This is a genomic window from Tetzosporium hominis, from assembly GCF_002265435.1.
GTDB lineage: Bacteria > Bacillota > Bacilli > Bacillales_A > Planococcaceae > Chryseomicrobium > Chryseomicrobium hominis.
The window spans coordinates 153,214-167,889 of the sequence record NZ_NOKQ01000217.1; the positions used below are offsets into that span (position 1 = coordinate 153,214).

Below are 14,676 nucleotides of genomic sequence, written 5' to 3' on the forward strand. Positions count from 1 at the left end.
TGGTTAAGAAATCGAGGTTAAATCATATGCTCACTAAAATTCATAAAAATCCGCTTTCATCAGACAAATTATTTTTAGAAGCGTTCTCCAGTTCATTTATTGAAAACAGTGCGGACTCATCTCAAGATGAATTGGCAGAACGTTATTTCATGCTGGAAAAAGAAATGTTTCATGATATGCAAACCTTAGATCTAGAACAAGCTCGCGAACGCTTACGCCTGATTATCGATGCCCTGAGCCAGTTGACAGGAAAAGATATGATTCGCGCAGCGCGTCTGTTTTATATTCATCTGGCAGCTACGATGGCTAGAAAATTAATCGATAGTCAAGTGCCTGCAGTGAAAGCTTTTGCATTCAGCCGTTCTTGTATGGATGTCATCGACAATCGGATGAGTGATGTTCTCTTTTTACAGTGTGGAGAAGAATTGATTGAGTTTTATGTTCATGTGCTGTCTGAACGAACAAAACCTCAATTCAACCATCAAACAGTCAATAAAGTGATTTTGTACATAAACGACGAAATCGAGAGTGATTTGTCTGTAGAGGCTATTGCACAACGCTTTGCTATTAGTACTAGTCATTTGTCTCGAATTTTCCGTGAGCACACAGGAATCACATTAGTCGAGTACTTAAATATTCGAAAAGTAGAAGAGTCTCAATACTTTTTACGGCATACCTCTAAATCGATTTCGGACATTTCGGATCAATTCCATTTTTGCAATCAGTCCTATTTCACAAGGATTTTTAAAAAATATACGTCGGTGACGCCTAAACAATTCCGAGATCAGCCAACTACGGCGTTCTTCCAATTTACTTTCAGAGAAAGTGTCATCTGAGTGAACTTCCCTATTAGCGTTTGATTAATAGGGAAGTTTTAGTATATAGTAGGGATAGTTTGAAAAATGAAGGTGACCAATGTGAAGAAAAAATGGAGTTTGGCCGCACTACTAGTGGCCACAGTTGTTTTCCTAAGCGGATGTTCTGGTGTGGAAAATAAAGAAGGTACGTTTTATTCGATTTTTGTTCGTCCATTTGACTGGGCTCTCGATTATTTCGGAACGCTGTTTAATGGAAGTTATGGATTAGCTATTATCGCCATCACAGTAATTATTCGACTTGTCTTAATGCCTCTAATGCTTCGGAATTATAAAGCACAACAAGGTATGAAGCAGAAAATGGATAAACTGAAGCCTGAGATGGATGACATTCAAAAGCGCTTGAAAGAAGCTAAATCAAAAGAAGATCAAATGGCGTTGCAACAAGAGATGATGGGCTTGTACCGCAAGCACAACGTCAACCCACTAAATATGGGTTGTTTACCAATCTTGATTCAAATGCCGATTGTTATGGGACTTTATTTTGCCATCCTATACTCAGTTGATGTAAAAACACATGAATTTTTGTGGTATAGTCTTGGTTCCCCAGATATTGCGATGACACTGATCGCCGGTGTAGTTTACTTCTTGCAAGCCAAAGTTTCATTATGGACAGTTCCAGAGCAACAAAAACAACAAATGAAGATTATGATTTGGATTTCTCCAATTATGATCATGTTGATTTCCTTTACGTCGATGGCTGCGTTACCACTGTATTGGACAGTTGGTGGTCTGCTATTGATTTTCCAAACGTACTTAGGTCGTAAATTTTACTCTCAACATCCTGAAAAAGCAGTTGATGCTGCATGAGTGAAAAACTTCCGTCACGTATGAGAAATTGGGTTTTTGGAATTCCAGTAGTAGTTTCTAGTGCGCTTGCCATTTATTTTGTAATTCAAGGCTCACTAAATTTAGCTGTGTTGTTCATGACTCTCGTGTTTGTATTTACGAACAGCTACAGAGCGATTACATTTAAGGAACGTGGCATGGAAAAAGAAGCAAAGTGGATGAAAGGAATGGCTGTGTTCTTTGCAGTTGCTTTCATCGTAGTACTTGTACTAACTGTTATATAAAAAATGTGTGATTTCCTTAGCGGAGATCACACATTTTTTTATGCTTGTAGTTTAGTGCGCTGGGTAAGAATTAGAACAATTGCTGGAACTGAGAAAATCGCCATTCCTAAGAAGGCTAGTCCAGGTTGCAAGTCATACAAATACCCGCCCATAAAAGTTAATAAAGCACTGCTAAGACTCATTGCAAATGCAGCATATAACCCTTGAGCCGTTGGAATTGATGATTTGTGTAACGTGCGCGCGATGAACTGGATAAACGCATAGTGAGCAAGTCCAAATGATATCGCATGTAAAACTTGAGTGGCCACAAAGACAGAGGCAAATGGGAATAACCAAATCGCGATCCACCGAACGGTAGCACCTATAGCGGCTATCATAAACATCGTTTGTACTTTCGATTTACCAAAAAGTCGATCCGCTAGCATGAATAACACAATCTCTGCTAAGACTGCCACGTTGATAATGACACCGATCCATGAGTTACTAACTCCAATATCTTGAAGATAAATAAAGCTATAAGAATTATAAGATGCATGAGAACCTTGAATTAAAATGACAATAGTAAGAGCTGCCAAAAATTCTTTTTGCCCAATCAACACTTTAGCGAGTTGCCAAGTGCTCACTTGTTGTTCCTTTATCGGTTTATCAACTAGTGCTACAGGAGCTTTAAAAGAAGTGGCAAATACAACAAAAGCTAATGCCCCGATCATCACCCAGAGAATGGCCTGCTCTCCGTACCTTGCTGTGGCAAAACCAATCACGAGGACTGCTGCCATAAATCCTGCAGAACCGAAAGAACGGCTTCTTCCGTAGTGGATCCGGTCTTTTTGCATCAATAGGGAAGCAGAGCTCTCCATAGCTGGCAATAGATTTGGATACACCAAACTAAATAAAATGGTGATCAATAACAACATCGTAAACGAGGATAACGGAATATAGAGAACGAAAGTAGCGAGAGATCCAATTGCTAGCAAACGCAAAAACAAATGAATACTATAGCGTTTTGTCAACTCGGGGAACAGAACTAACGTAGAAAAGGCTCGAGCTATCATGCCAGCTCCCATAATGACACTAGCTGATGCGACGGAAAGGTCTTTCACATTGGTCAAGTAACCTGTCCAGTAGGGAAGGAAGACACCCCACGTAAAGAAAAAGATAAAAAATTGGACTGACATCCATTTTTGAGAATTCATGTTGTTCATCCCTCATTCTTCAATTCAATTCAATTCAATTCTTTCATTATACGCCACTCTTCTGAGAAAGGAAGAATTATTCGGTAGAACATGATACACTTAAAGTACTTTTGTAGACAGGAAAGAAGGCTTTGAATGAATACGCGCATGAATTTGTACCAACCCCCAAAAAAGAAAAAATGGCCTTGGATTGTAGCTGCGCTAGTAGCGCTCCTTATCTTAGGTAGTGCCATTTGGGCACAGCAGACAGGCTACTTATCTGCACTTACTGCCGACACTTCCCCGGTTGAATCACAACAAGTAGTACCACCTAAGTCTCAACCTGAAGAGGTAAAAGAACTACAACAACAAGAACCAGAAAAAGAACCGGAACCCGCTCCTGAACCGGAAATTGATCGGTCAGGTGCTAAAGGGTATGAAGGCAATGAAACTCTTCCACAAGAGCCTACTGTTGTAAAAGGAATTTTGATGGCTAGCAAACAATATCCACTTCCTGCAGACTACGCTCCGGGAGAAAGTGAAGAAGCCAGAGCGGCTTTTGAAGAAATGGCAGCAGCGGCTAGGGTAGATGGATTTGAATTAGTAGCATTCAGTACGTTTCGTTCTTTTGAAAGACAACAAGAGTTGTACAAACGGTATGTAAAGAATGATGGACAAGAAGCAGCAGACCGCTATAGTGCGCGTCCTGGTTATTCCGAGCATCAAACAGGCCTTGCATTTGATATTGGAGAACAAAACTTTGAAGAGCATTTTGCTCGTGAAAGTTTTGGGGAGACAGAAGCAGGGAAGTGGGTAGCGAGCAACGCTCATGAATTTGGGTTTATCATGCGCTATCCAAATGGAAAAGAAAAAATTACAGGTTATATGTATGAGCCTTGGCATTTCCGCTATGTCGGAGAAGAGCTTGCAAAAGAACTAAATGAGTCTGGCCTTACAGTAGAAGAATATATTGAACAATAGGAAAAGCTGCTCCGAATTTAGGAGCAGCTTTTTACAATATTGGAGAAAGTAAACGAGCCATCGATTCTTTCGCTTTGATTAAGCGAGTTCGGTTCAAATAAATCTCTCTCGTGAGCTCAGTAGAATACGTCATATCTTCTTCAAACAAAAGTGCTAGTTGATGTGAAGTTTCGCGGTCATAAATAAACGCATTCACTTCAAAGTTTAATTTGAAGCTCCGAACATCAATGTTTGCTGTCCCCACTGTAGAGGCTTCGTCATCGATGACAATCATTTTCGCATGCAAGAAGCCGTTTTGATAGATAAAGATTTTTGCGCCGGCCTTCAATAATTCTCCTACATGTGAATAAGTCGCCCAGTAAACAAATATATGATCCGGTTTATTAGGAATCATGATCCGGACATCAATACCAGCTAATGCAGCGATACGAAGAGCATCCATGAAGCTTGCATCCGGAATGAAGTAAGGCGTTTGGATGTAAATGTACTTTTTAGCAGATGTAATTAGCTTAAGATAGCCATTCTTAATTTGTTCCCATTCTTCATCAGGACCACTTGAAACGATTTGCAGACCAACAGAGCCTTTCATCGGAATTGCAGGGAAGTAACGCTCATCATATTCGATGTCGTGATCGGAAGACGCTTGATTCCAGTCAAGTATAAATCGCGTCTGTAAGGGGTGCACGGAACTTCCTTCTATTCGAAGATGAGTATCACGCCAGTAACCAAACTTTTTATTAAGTCCTAAATATTCATCTCCTACATTAAAGCCCCCGATATAGCCAATTCGTCCATCGATTACTACGATCTTACGATGGTTGCGGTAATTCAAACGCATGTTGATCATAGGGAAGATAGCAGGGAAGAAAGCCTCTACCCGGCCCCCTAATTCAATCAGCTCCCGAAAATGGCGTTTTCTTAGCGTACGAGAACCCATTTCATCATAGAGGATTCGGACTTTCACGCCTTGTCGTGCTTTTTCGAGTAACACCTTATAGATCTCATTTCCTAAATTATCGAGACGTAAAATATAATACTGCATGTGAATATGGTCTTTTGCTTGTCGCATATCATCAAGTAACGAGTCGAATTTCTCTCTACCGTCATTGAAGATTGTCACAGCATTGTCTTGAGTCAGCACGGCCTGATTATTGTTCAAGTGCATGACGATCAGATCTTTATAATTATGGGCATCGTCGAGACGAAACTCAAAACGATTTTCTTCGATAGCAGCTTTCTGATAATCAATCAGCTGTTCGATACCCACTTTTTTTCTGCCCTCCCAGCGGAAGAGCGTTTTCTTTCGCAATTGCCTTCCGAAGAACAAGTAGATGATAAACCCTAAAATAGGAATAAAGAATAGGACCATTATCCAAGCCCATGTTGCACTCGCATCGCGTCTTTCTAGAAAAATCAGAGCGATGGCTAGGAAAATATTTAAAATAATGATAGCAGTAGCGGCAACACTAAAGAGTGTGGCTGTCATCTTGACCCCTCCTTTACAATGATTGTCTTTACATTCAGTATAGCGAATGAACAAAAAATAATATAGTTTCTCAGTAATTCTTACTTTACAGGTTGGAATTAAAAGAATAGAATAAGATACATCTTGAAAAAATAAGGAGGAAATTGCCTGTGTTTGTTTTATTAAATGTCGTCGCTTTGCTTGCCCTTGTCGGGATTTTAGTTTGGATGAAGCGTAAAAATAAATCATTTTCTACACGCGTATTCACAGCACTAGGTTTTGGTATTGCATTAGGCCTTATTCTTAATCTTGCATACGGTTCAGATTCGGAAATTTTAACGGAAACATCTACTTGGTACAATGTCATTGGAGTAGGGTATGTTCGTCTTCTACAAATGATTGTTATGCCTTTAGTCTTCATTTCGATCGTTGGAGCATTTGCGAAGTTGAAGCTTGGGAATCAATTAGGGAAGATTGCAGCCATCATCTTAGCTATTTTGATTGGAACGACTGCAGTAGCAGCAGCTGTTGGTATTTCATCTGCAGCGCTGTTTGATTTAAACGCAGAACAAATTTTTAGTGGAGAAGCAGAACAGTCACGTGGAGTGGCAATTGAAGAATCATCTGCAGAAGTAGCAGATCAGACACTTCCGGATCAATTACTAAGCCTTCTTCCAGCGAATCCTTTCCTAGACTTAACAGGAGCTCGTCCTACATCTACAATCGCGGTTGTTATATTTGCAGCGTTCATTGGATTTGCTTATTTATCTGTAGTACGACGCTCTCCAGAAACTGCATCCGTATTGAAAAAAGGAATTGATGCACTGTATGAACTGGTCATGGGAATCGTTCGGATCGTCCTTCGTTTAACACCATACGGAATTTTAGCCATCATGGCTCGTACTGTAGCCACTTCAAACTTTGAAGCTATTTACACGTTAGGGAAATTTGTTCTTGCTTCTTATGTAGCTTTAGCTGTTATGTTTATCATTCACCTCTTGATTCTTTTGATTTCAGGAGTTAACCCAATCACTTACGCGAAGAAAGCATCAGAAGCGCTGTTATTTGCTTTCACATCACGTTCTAGTGCGGGTACTTTACCACTAAATATTCATACGCAAACGCATAAACTTGGTGTACCTGAAGGAATTGCGAATTTCTCTGGATCCTTCGGTCTTTCTATCGGACAAAACGGATGTGCAGGAATTTACCCAGCAATGCTTGCCTTCATGATTGCTCCGACAGTTGGGATCAATCCACTAGATATCGGGTTCATTCTAACGGTCATTGGAATCGTAGCCATCAGTTCATTTGGAGTTGCCGGAGTGGGTGGGGGAGCTACGTTTGCAGCTATCCTCGTATTATCTGCTCTTGATTTGCCAGTAGCCCTAGCAGGACTTCTAGTATCTGTTGAGCCTCTTATTGATATGGGACGTACAGCAGTGAACGTAAGTGGCGCTATGACTGCCGGTGTCACAACTGCTAAAGTGACTGGGGAGTTAGATGAATCTATCTATAATCAGCCTCAATCTGAACAAACAGTAGAGTCTTATTAATAAAACGAGCTAGTGTCCCAACGGACACTAGCTCGTTTTTTGTTTTAAAGATGTAAGCAATTCGTTCATTTTTCTTTGATAAGGAGTCTCTGGGTAATTTTGCAGGTCACTCCAAGAAGATTGTACGAGTTGAAGGGCTTCTTCTGTTCGACCTTCTTCTTCATAGATTTTGGCTAAATAGTAATCGCGTTCGGAGAACATGCTCAAATCAATAGGGTGACTGATGATCTCAGGAATCTCTGTATGCTCAAGTAATTCTTTAGCTTCCTCTATTCGCTTCATATGGTATGCAATCTTCGCCATCTCCACGCGCTCAAAATCTAGCTCCTCAACAGGTTTTGTAGATTCCTCAAGAAATTTATCCATTAAAGTTTGTGCCTTCTCGTAATCGTGAGCATACGTTGTATAGTAGTGAATCCAGATGAATTGGTTAAATGTAGAAATTTCTTCATCTTCCGTAAACGTGGCGTAAGCCTCTAACCGATTGATGTATAGTTCTGCTTCTTCTAAGTCACCAGCCATCATGGCATGAATGACAGCTAACCGGTACAGATGATCAAGGCGATAAAACACTTTCTGTTTCTTAGAAAATTCAATCGCGTCATGCATCGTCTTCAATGCCTTTTCTTTTTCCCCGACGGCGTAGTAAAAGACAGCGCCTGTGTAATCAAAATCGAGACGTGACAAGGGGTCTGTCCAAGACGATGTTTCTTCCATCTGCTTCCGCTCATTTTCTAAGAGTTCCAGTGCTTCCTGATAGTCCTTCTCTCGGAACTTGCAGGAGATGCGGTAAAGTCTTAAAGAAGCAGCGCGGCGAGAGACCTGGATTTCATCATAAAGTTGAATGGCTTTGTCGCTATATGTTTTCCAGTCAGGAAGCTTTCTCTCATAAGCTGCTCGACTATAAAGATCTAGAAGTCGTGCATCCATATAGCCTTTTGTAAGAGAAGGGAGGAAAGGCTCTATCGTTTCTATAATCGGATCAAAAGACGCTGGCTTCATATAATCCACTTCTGAGAATAAATCTTCTGCACGCTTCACCACTTCTTTTTTCTCTGAAGAAGATGATTCTTCTAATAAATCACTCACAGGCACTTCAAGCATAGAAGCGATATGTTGAAGGCTCTCCATAGAAGGTTTTGCTTTATTATTTTCAATTAGGCTGAGCATGCCTTTTGTGATAGCAGTTCCAGCCAATTGTTGTAATGTCATTTTTCGTTCTTTTCGTAACGAGCGAATTCGTTCTCCAAGAGTCATCATCATCCCTCATTTCTAGTTAGTTTAATTATATTAAACTTTATGCTTGCAATCAATAAAATCTCGTGGTATATTTTGTTTAATAAAATTAAACAATCGAGGAGGTGCCCTCATGAATGAGGCGTTAAAAGTTCGAAAAGCCACCCAACATCTATGGACATTCACGGTAAGTAAGATGATCAGTACATTTGGTGCTTCAGTTTACACGTTTGCCATTAGCTTTTACATTTTGCAACTGACAGGATCTGCTTCTAGCTTTGCAATGAACTTGATTTTTAGTATTTTGCCTCGTGCCATCTTGGGACCTTTTGCAGGTTATGTGGTCGATAAATACAATCGGAAAATAATTGTTATTTTAGCTCAGCTTACCATAGTAGCAACGATTGTAGGTTTAACTGTGTATATGATGGCCTTTGGCCTGTCATTGCCTGCCATCTATTTAGTAACAGCGATACTTGCTATGGCTTCTACCTTTTCAGGGGTGGCGTTCAGTTCTTCCATCTCCAGCTTGATCGATGAACCACGAATTCAAAAAGCGATGTCCTTGAATCAAATGTCCATCTCATTTGCCGCGATTGCAAGTCCAGCGGTAGGAGGGATTTTATACGGAACGGTTTCATTAGAAGTCTTCTTGATTGTATTCGCATGTGCATCAGCACTAGCGGTCGTCCTTGAGTCTACGATGAACTTCACCCTGTATTCTAAACGCAAAGAACCAATTGAACAAGATAAAGAAAAAGAAAAGATGCTGGATAATATGAAAGCAGGCCTTGCCTATGTCAAAAAGCAACCGATTCTGATGTCTCTTATGATTATTGCTTTAGCGGTAAACTTCATTTTTGGAGCTTTTCAAGTAGGGTACTCGTACGTACTAATTGATCAGTTGGAAATGTCAGCACAGCATTTTGGTTTCACGGAAGCAGCATTTGCAATTGGAATGTTACTGACATCAATTTACTTGTCAGCGAGAAAAGATTTCAAGTTTCCATTATTGATCTCTAAGCGAGGTATTTTGGTACTAGGTATCATGCTCGCAGCCATCACAGTACCATTACTGGTGCCTGTTAGCTACACACAGATGCTCGTATTCTACATTGCCGTCATGTTTATACAAGGTGTAATGGTCATCTTCACAAATACACCGATGCAAGTGTATTTCCAAAAGACAATTGATGATGACTATAAAGGGCGTGTCTTTGCACTGCTTGAGACATTTGCGATTGCGCTAATACCGTTTGGCATGATTTTGTTTGGTTTCTTGTTCGATGTATTCCCACCAGAACCAATCTTCTTGATCTCAGCTGTTGCTTTAGTGGGGACAGTGCTCTACTTAGCTAGACCAGCAATCCTACACCGAGCGCACCCAGAGTTGCTGGAGAAAAAGAACAAAGCACTACCTAAAGAAGTCCAGCCTTTATAAAAAAACAGCTAGTCCCTCATGGGGCTAGCTGTTTTCAATGACAGGTGCTGTCCGTAATGATTTGTTGTTCTTTCTGAACAATAGAATTAGCAGAATACTCGCAAGCGAAAGCACAGCGGATATCACATATAACGTATTTGGAAGCTGCGTGAACAACCAAGCAAATGTGAGAGGCCCGATGATGCGCCCTAAATTGTCCATAGAGTAACTGACACCAGCTGCAGTTCCGTAATTCCCACCAGATTCTTTAGTAGTTAAGGCTACTAAAGTGGTTCTAGCCAGCGCGTTTCCTGCAGTAAAGATACACAGTGTAATTCCTGCCATAACTAGACTCGTAGTGAAGAAAGTTAGTGCGAGTCCAAGAGCCGCGATTACCTGTGACCAGATGATCCAAGTGGTCTCCGTTCCGTTTTTAATACGGCGCACAATTCCGCCTTGAACTACTGCATCTACTAGACCACTGAACAAGAATAAGTACCCTAGTTGTAGGGGAGTAATCTGAATCCGTTCAATATGGAACAACTGGAAGGTTGCTTCTAGTCCTGCAAGCAGGAGGGTAACTACAAATGAAAAGATGAATAAATATTTAATTCGGTAGCCCCATAAAGAACTTGCGCCTTTAGGGAGGATTTGGCGTTTCTTCGCTTCACCCACTCGCTCAGGCTCTTTTAAAATAATCTGAGCATAAACCATTAACACTAGAGTAAGAGTGGCAGAAACAGTGAACGGCAGTTGAAGGGAGATATCGCCTAAAATACCACCAATGGCAGGACCAAAAATAAATCCTAAACCGATCGACATCCCAAGAAGACCTAAGTATTTATTGCGGGTTTCTTCTGTCGAAATGTCAGAAGCATACCCCGTGACGGCACTATAAAGAGCTCCCGAGAAGAGTCCTCCGACAAGGCGAGACAGGTAAAGTAAAATCAGGGAATCAAACGAAAAAGCAAAAATCCAAAAGCTTAAACTAAACCCAAAGAGTCCAACTAGAATTAGTTTCTTTCGACCGGTTTGATCGGAATATTTGCCCCACAATGGTGCTGTGAAGAAGGAGGCAAGAGCATAGACGGACAACAGTCCCCCTACATGCACTTCCGAATAGTTCTGTTGAAGAATGACCTCAGGTAGTACGGGAATAATAATTCCGAAGCCCAAATAGACGAAAAACTGTACAGACATCAAAAGGGCGATTGATTGTTTCATAAACAAGACCTGCTTTCTTTATTCTGCTTCTTATTCTACACCCTTTCTATGCAGAAAAAAACCATCTCAGTTACGAGATGGTCAAGGTTTTACACGTTGAAGGCGAAGTGCATTTAACACGACTGAGACAGAACTGAATGCCATTGCAGCTCCTGCAAGCCACGGTGCTAAAAATCCTGCTGCGGCAATGGGAATTCCAATCGAGTTATAGGCAAATGCCCAAAATAGATTTTGTTTAATGTTTCGTACGGTTAAGCGGCTCATCTCTAATGTATCCGGCAACGTCATTAAGTCACCTTGCATCAATGTGACATCTGCAGTTTCCATAGCGACCGAAGAGCCAGTCCCCATAGCGATTCCGATATCTGCAGCAGCTAATGCTGGCGCGTCATTGATGCCATCTCCGACCATTGCCACTTTGTGACCCTTTTGTTGATACTGAATCACAACATCCGCCTTACCAGTAGGAAGGACTCCAGCAACTACTTCTTTGATGCCAACTTGGCTTGCGATTGCTTTTGCTGTTTCAGGTTGGTCACCAGTTAACATGACCACTTGAAGACCCATGGCATGTAAGCGTTCGATTGCTTGTTTAGATGATTCTTTCACTGTGTCGGCTACTGCAAATGTAGCAGCGTACTGACCATCAACCGCCATGTATAGCACACTTTTTCCTTCAGATTCCCAAACAGCGACGTTTGAAGAAGGCGAACCTTGCACATCCTTTTCAGAGAGCAATTGCTGAGTTCCAATAAAGATGCTGTGTTGCTCTACAGTGGCTTCAATTCCTTTGCCAGGGATCGCTTTAAAAGTAGACGCTACTGCAAGGTCACCTTTGTATGCAGTAGTGATAGCTCTTGCAATTGGATGTTCGCTGCCTTGTTCTGCTGCAGCGGCAAGCGCAAGTACATCCTGTTCGGTATACCCCGGTGCCGTGTCAATATGAACTAATTCAGGAACACCTTTTGTAATCGTTCCCGTTTTATCGAGAATGATGGTATCGATATTTTTTGTTTGCTCCATGGCTTCTGCTGTTTTGAATAGAATTCCAAGTTCGGCAGCTCTACCTGATCCAGCCATGATAGAAGTAGGTGTGGCTAGACCAAGTGCACACGGACAAGCAATGACGAGAACTGCAATTGTACTAACTAAACTTTGTTCCAAGTTACCATTAGACACGATAAAGTACCACACCACAAAAGTGATAACAGCGATTCCTACAACGATAGGAACGAAAATGCCGGAAATTTTGTCTGCTAGGCGCTGGATTGGAGCTTTAGAACCTTGTGCTTGTTCGACCACTCGAATGATAGAGGATAGCATCGTTTGCTTTCCAATCCCGGTTGCTTCCATTCGAAGAGATCCATGCTCATTAAGTGTTGCAGCGTAGACTAAGTCTCCAGTAGCTTTTTCAACAGGCAAGCTTTCACCAGTCAACATAGACTCGTTCACTGAAGATTGTCCTGAAACGACTTTTCCATCGACCGGTACTTGATTCCCAGGCTTGATAACTACAATGTCGCCTTGTCGAACATCGTGAATTGCAATTTCTTGTAACTGCCCGTCTCGTTCGACGGTAGCTGTAGTAGGTTGCAGTTGCATTAGTTTTTTAATCGCTTCAGAAGACTGACCTTTCGCGCGAGCTTCAAATACTTTTCCGAGTAAGATTAAAGTAATGAGTACAGCACTAGTCTCAAAGTACAGACCCTGATGATGTGCCGCGCCACTTAGCGTCAGATACACACTGTAGAAGTAGGCAGCTGAAGTTCCAAGTGCCACTAGGACATCCATATTGGCGCTTCCATTACGAAGGGCATGATAAGCTCCTTTATAGAACATGGCACCAACATAAAATTGGACAGGAGTCGCAAGCGCCCACTGAACATATGGGTTCATCAGAAACTCGGGCACGTACATCCACTGAGTGAACGAAAAATGCCCGACCATGGTCCACAGTAGCGGTAACGAGAGCAGGGCAGATAGCCAGAACAATCGTTTCTTATGTTTGTAGGCTTCAGCTCTATGGTCGACATGCTCGTGCTCCTCAGGAAGCGTTGCGCCATATCCGAGATCTTCAACTTTCTTGACCAACTCACTTGGAGAAAGCTCTGCAGGGTTGTAACTGACGCGAGCTGTTTCTAATGCGAGATTGACAGAAGCCGAAGAGACCCCGTCAAGTTTGTTAAGTCCTCTTTCAATTCGACTTGAACAAGCAGCACACGTCATTCCTTGGATGGCCAAGTCTGCCGTTTCATAAGCAACACCATACCCAAGCTTCTCAATCGTCTCTGCCATATCACGCACGCTTAGAACAGACTCATCATAAGTGACGTGAGCTTTTTCGTTAGCAAAGTTTACGGTAGCTTGATCGACACCATTTAATTTAGATAGACCTCGCTCAACTCGATTAGAGCATGCGCTACAGGTCATTCCTGTTATTGGAATCTCTGTTGTTTTCATTTAGATTCCTCCTTATACGTTATGGGGGTATGTCGTGTTCGAAAAAATAACTGCAACGGGGCAGTTATTTTAAGCATTAAAATGTTTTTACTTTGTATCCTTCGTCTTCAATAGCTGCAATAATTTCACGAATTTCTACTGCTTCTGGATCGAATTCGATATCCACTTCGCCAGTTTCTAAGTGTACATCTACTTCATCCACTGCATCAAAAGCTTTTACACGGTCATGAACTGCTTTTACACAGTGACCACAAGTCATACCTTCAACATGTAATTTAATAGGTTGGATCATTGGAATTCCTCCTTATTTTTTGGTGAGTTTCTGTACAGTTACAAGCAGTTCATCCAGGATGTCTTCATCGCCCGCTAACATCTTATTGCGTACACAACTCTTCAAATGACCTTCTAACAAAATGTTGGCCACACTATTTAAAGCGGCTTGTGTAGCAGAAATTTGAGTAATGATGTCATCACAATAAGCATCTCGCTCAATCATACCTTTGATTCCGCGAATCTGCCCTTCGATTCGATTCAGTCGAACGGTTAAGTTTCGTTTCGTTTCAGGAGAATGATGCGTTTTTCGCATTGTTGGAATCGGCTGAAGATTTTCCATTGAACCACCTCATGTCTGGATTAGTGCCATTATAAGATACCCGCACAGGGTAAGTAAAGAGAAACATCTCGACTTAAAAAAAGCGTTTACATCTTTTCTACAATTGTAACAAAATTGAAAGATTTAAAAATACATTATAGTGGTACAATAAGAAGGAATCAAGAAATAGGACGGGTGCGATACAAAATCGTAGGAAAGGGTGAGGTACAGTGGCAAAAGAAATGGACGTCAAACAAATGATGAGCAATCTTGCAAAGCTAGGTGTAAAGGTTACTAAGACGAAGTCCCGCCTCGAAATGCTGAAAGCTTTAGCGCCTCCAGCACCAAAACCTCAACACAGTTAATGACTCCCCCATGTGGGGAGTTTTTTTGTGTCTATATTTGTCCAGTTGGCTTTTATAAAGAGATCGATGTAGGACAAATAGGTTCCCATGAAGAAGATAGGGCTTCTCTTGAAGAAGATGTTTCAAATGATGTTGAAAAAAGAACCGCTCTTGCAGAAGAACGACCGCTCACCGCCTCAAAACCACTCTTTTCCACACAAAAAGGCGCCTATTTCAGGCGCCTTTCAATCTTTTCTATTATTTTGTGGCGTTCTTCA

Annotated in this window: 14 protein-coding genes; 7 read left to right on the forward strand and 7 right to left on the reverse strand. The window is 41.4% G+C overall.

The features are described 5' to 3' along the window. Nucleotides 1–26: 26 nt before the first annotated feature. The 3 genes from CF394_RS09365 to CF394_RS09375 all read left to right on the forward strand — a co-directional run bounded on the left by CF394_RS09365 (nt 27) and on the right by CF394_RS09375 (nt 1,948). A complete protein-coding gene (locus CF394_RS09365; protein WP_094943211.1) occupies nt 27–836 on the forward strand; it encodes a helix-turn-helix domain-containing protein in 810 nt (269 codons plus the stop codon). 81 nt (nt 837–917) lie between these two features. Beyond that, nucleotides 918–1,685: a membrane protein insertase YidC gene (gene yidC, locus CF394_RS09370; RefSeq protein ID WP_094943212.1), complete on the forward strand. Its 768-nt coding sequence runs from the start codon at nt 918–920 to the stop codon at nt 1,683–1,685. Further along, nucleotides 1,682–1,948: a hypothetical protein gene (locus tag CF394_RS09375; RefSeq protein ID WP_243370771.1), complete on the forward strand. Its 267-nt coding sequence runs from the start codon at nt 1,682–1,684 to the stop codon at nt 1,946–1,948. Before yidC ends, CF394_RS09375 begins: the two co-directional genes overlap by 4 nt. A gap of 38 nt (nt 1,949–1,986) precedes the next feature. Here the strand turns inward: CF394_RS09375 and CF394_RS09380 are convergent, their stop codons facing one another. Next, nucleotides 1,987–3,141: an MFS transporter gene (locus CF394_RS09380; protein ID WP_094943214.1), complete on the reverse strand. Its 1,155-nt coding sequence runs from the start codon at nt 3,139–3,141 to the stop codon at nt 1,987–1,989. Between the two features lie 135 nt (nt 3,142–3,276). Between CF394_RS09380 and CF394_RS09385 the strand changes: the two genes are divergently transcribed. Then, nucleotides 3,277–4,101: a M15 family metallopeptidase gene (locus tag CF394_RS09385; RefSeq protein ID WP_207761701.1), complete on the forward strand. Its 825-nt coding sequence runs from the start codon at nt 3,277–3,279 to the stop codon at nt 4,099–4,101. Nucleotides 4,102–4,132: 31 nt separating this feature from the next. On the opposite strand, the gene cls is transcribed toward CF394_RS09385, so the two are convergent. Next, a complete protein-coding gene (gene cls, locus CF394_RS09390) occupies nt 4,133–5,587 on the reverse strand; it encodes a cardiolipin synthase (RefSeq protein ID WP_094943215.1) in 1,455 nt (484 codons plus the stop codon). 143 nt (nt 5,588–5,730) lie between these two features. Between cls and CF394_RS09395 the strand changes: the two genes are divergently transcribed. Continuing rightward, nucleotides 5,731–7,122 (forward strand): L-cystine transporter, encoded by a 1,392-nt coding sequence (locus CF394_RS09395; protein ID WP_243370775.1) that lies wholly within the window; start codon nt 5,731–5,733, stop codon nt 7,120–7,122. A gap of 27 nt (nt 7,123–7,149) precedes the next feature. Here CF394_RS09395 and CF394_RS09400 read toward each other — a convergent pair whose 3' ends face one another. Further along, nucleotides 7,150–8,379, reverse strand: coding sequence for a helix-turn-helix domain-containing protein (locus CF394_RS09400; protein ID WP_165767524.1), 1,230 nt, complete (start codon nt 8,377–8,379; stop codon nt 7,150–7,152). A 112-nt stretch (nt 8,380–8,491) separates the two neighbouring features. Here CF394_RS09400 and CF394_RS09405 point away from each other — a divergent pair, with 112 nt between their 5' ends. Next, on the forward strand, nt 8,492–9,799 hold the full coding sequence (locus CF394_RS09405) for an MFS transporter (RefSeq protein ID WP_094943218.1): 1,308 nt from the start codon (nt 8,492–8,494) through the stop codon (nt 9,797–9,799). Between the two features lie 24 nt (nt 9,800–9,823). On the opposite strand, the gene CF394_RS09410 is transcribed toward CF394_RS09405, so the two are convergent. From CF394_RS09410 to CF394_RS09425, 4 genes are all read right to left on the reverse strand, one after another. After that, complete coding sequence (locus CF394_RS09410; protein ID WP_094943220.1) at nt 9,824–11,002, reverse strand: MFS transporter; 1,179 nt, start codon at nt 11,000–11,002, stop codon at nt 9,824–9,826. A gap of 81 nt (nt 11,003–11,083) precedes the next feature. Continuing rightward, nucleotides 11,084–13,462 carry a heavy metal translocating P-type ATPase gene (locus tag CF394_RS09415; RefSeq protein WP_094943221.1) on the reverse strand — a complete coding sequence of 793 codons (2,379 nt, stop codon included), beginning with the start codon at nt 13,460–13,462 and terminating at the stop codon, nt 11,084–11,086. Between the two features lie 76 nt (nt 13,463–13,538). After that, nucleotides 13,539–13,754, reverse strand: coding sequence for a copper ion binding protein (locus CF394_RS09420; RefSeq protein ID WP_094943223.1), 216 nt, complete (start codon nt 13,752–13,754; stop codon nt 13,539–13,541). A 12-nt stretch (nt 13,755–13,766) separates the two neighbouring features. Then, nucleotides 13,767–14,075 carry a metal-sensitive transcriptional regulator gene (locus CF394_RS09425; protein WP_094943224.1) on the reverse strand — a complete coding sequence of 103 codons (309 nt, stop codon included), beginning with the start codon at nt 14,073–14,075 and terminating at the stop codon, nt 13,767–13,769. A gap of 209 nt (nt 14,076–14,284) precedes the next feature. On the opposite strand from CF394_RS09425, the gene CF394_RS16170 reads away from it, so the two are divergent. Next, a complete protein-coding gene (locus tag CF394_RS16170; RefSeq protein WP_279327653.1) occupies nt 14,285–14,419 on the forward strand; it encodes an Lmo0850 family protein in 135 nt (44 codons plus the stop codon). Nucleotides 14,420–14,676: the final 257 nt, after the last annotated feature.

Bases quoted from the DNA above. Each gene is read 5' to 3' on its own strand.
- CF394_RS09365 (WP_094943211.1), top strand. From the start codon at position 27: ATGCTCACTAAAATTCATAAAAATCCGCTTTCATCAGACAAATTATTT.
- CF394_RS09375 (WP_243370771.1), top strand. From the start codon at position 1,682: ATGAGTGAAAAACTTCCGTCACGTATGAGAAATTGGGTTTTTGGAATT.
- CF394_RS09380 (WP_094943214.1), bottom strand. From the start codon at position 3,141: ATGAATTCTCAAAAATGGATGTCAGTCCAATTTTTTATCTTTTTCTTT.
- CF394_RS09385 (WP_207761701.1), top strand. From the start codon at position 3,277: ATGAATACGCGCATGAATTTGTACCAACCCCCAAAAAAGAAAAAATGG.
- cls (WP_094943215.1), bottom strand. From the start codon at position 5,587: ATGACAGCCACACTCTTTAGTGTTGCCGCTACTGCTATCATTATTTTA.
- CF394_RS09400 (WP_165767524.1), bottom strand. From the start codon at position 8,379: ATGACTCTTGGAGAACGAATTCGCTCGTTACGAAAAGAACGAAAAATG.
- CF394_RS09405 (WP_094943218.1), top strand. From the start codon at position 8,492: ATGAATGAGGCGTTAAAAGTTCGAAAAGCCACCCAACATCTATGGACA.
- CF394_RS09410 (WP_094943220.1), bottom strand. From the start codon at position 11,002: ATGAAACAATCAATCGCCCTTTTGATGTCTGTACAGTTTTTCGTCTAT.
- CF394_RS09415 (WP_094943221.1), bottom strand. From the start codon at position 13,462: ATGAAAACAACAGAGATTCCAATAACAGGAATGACCTGTAGCGCATGC.
- CF394_RS09420 (WP_094943223.1), bottom strand. From the start codon at position 13,754: ATGATCCAACCTATTAAATTACATGTTGAAGGTATGACTTGTGGTCAC.
- CF394_RS09425 (WP_094943224.1), bottom strand. From the start codon at position 14,075: ATGGAAAATCTTCAGCCGATTCCAACAATGCGAAAAACGCATCATTCT.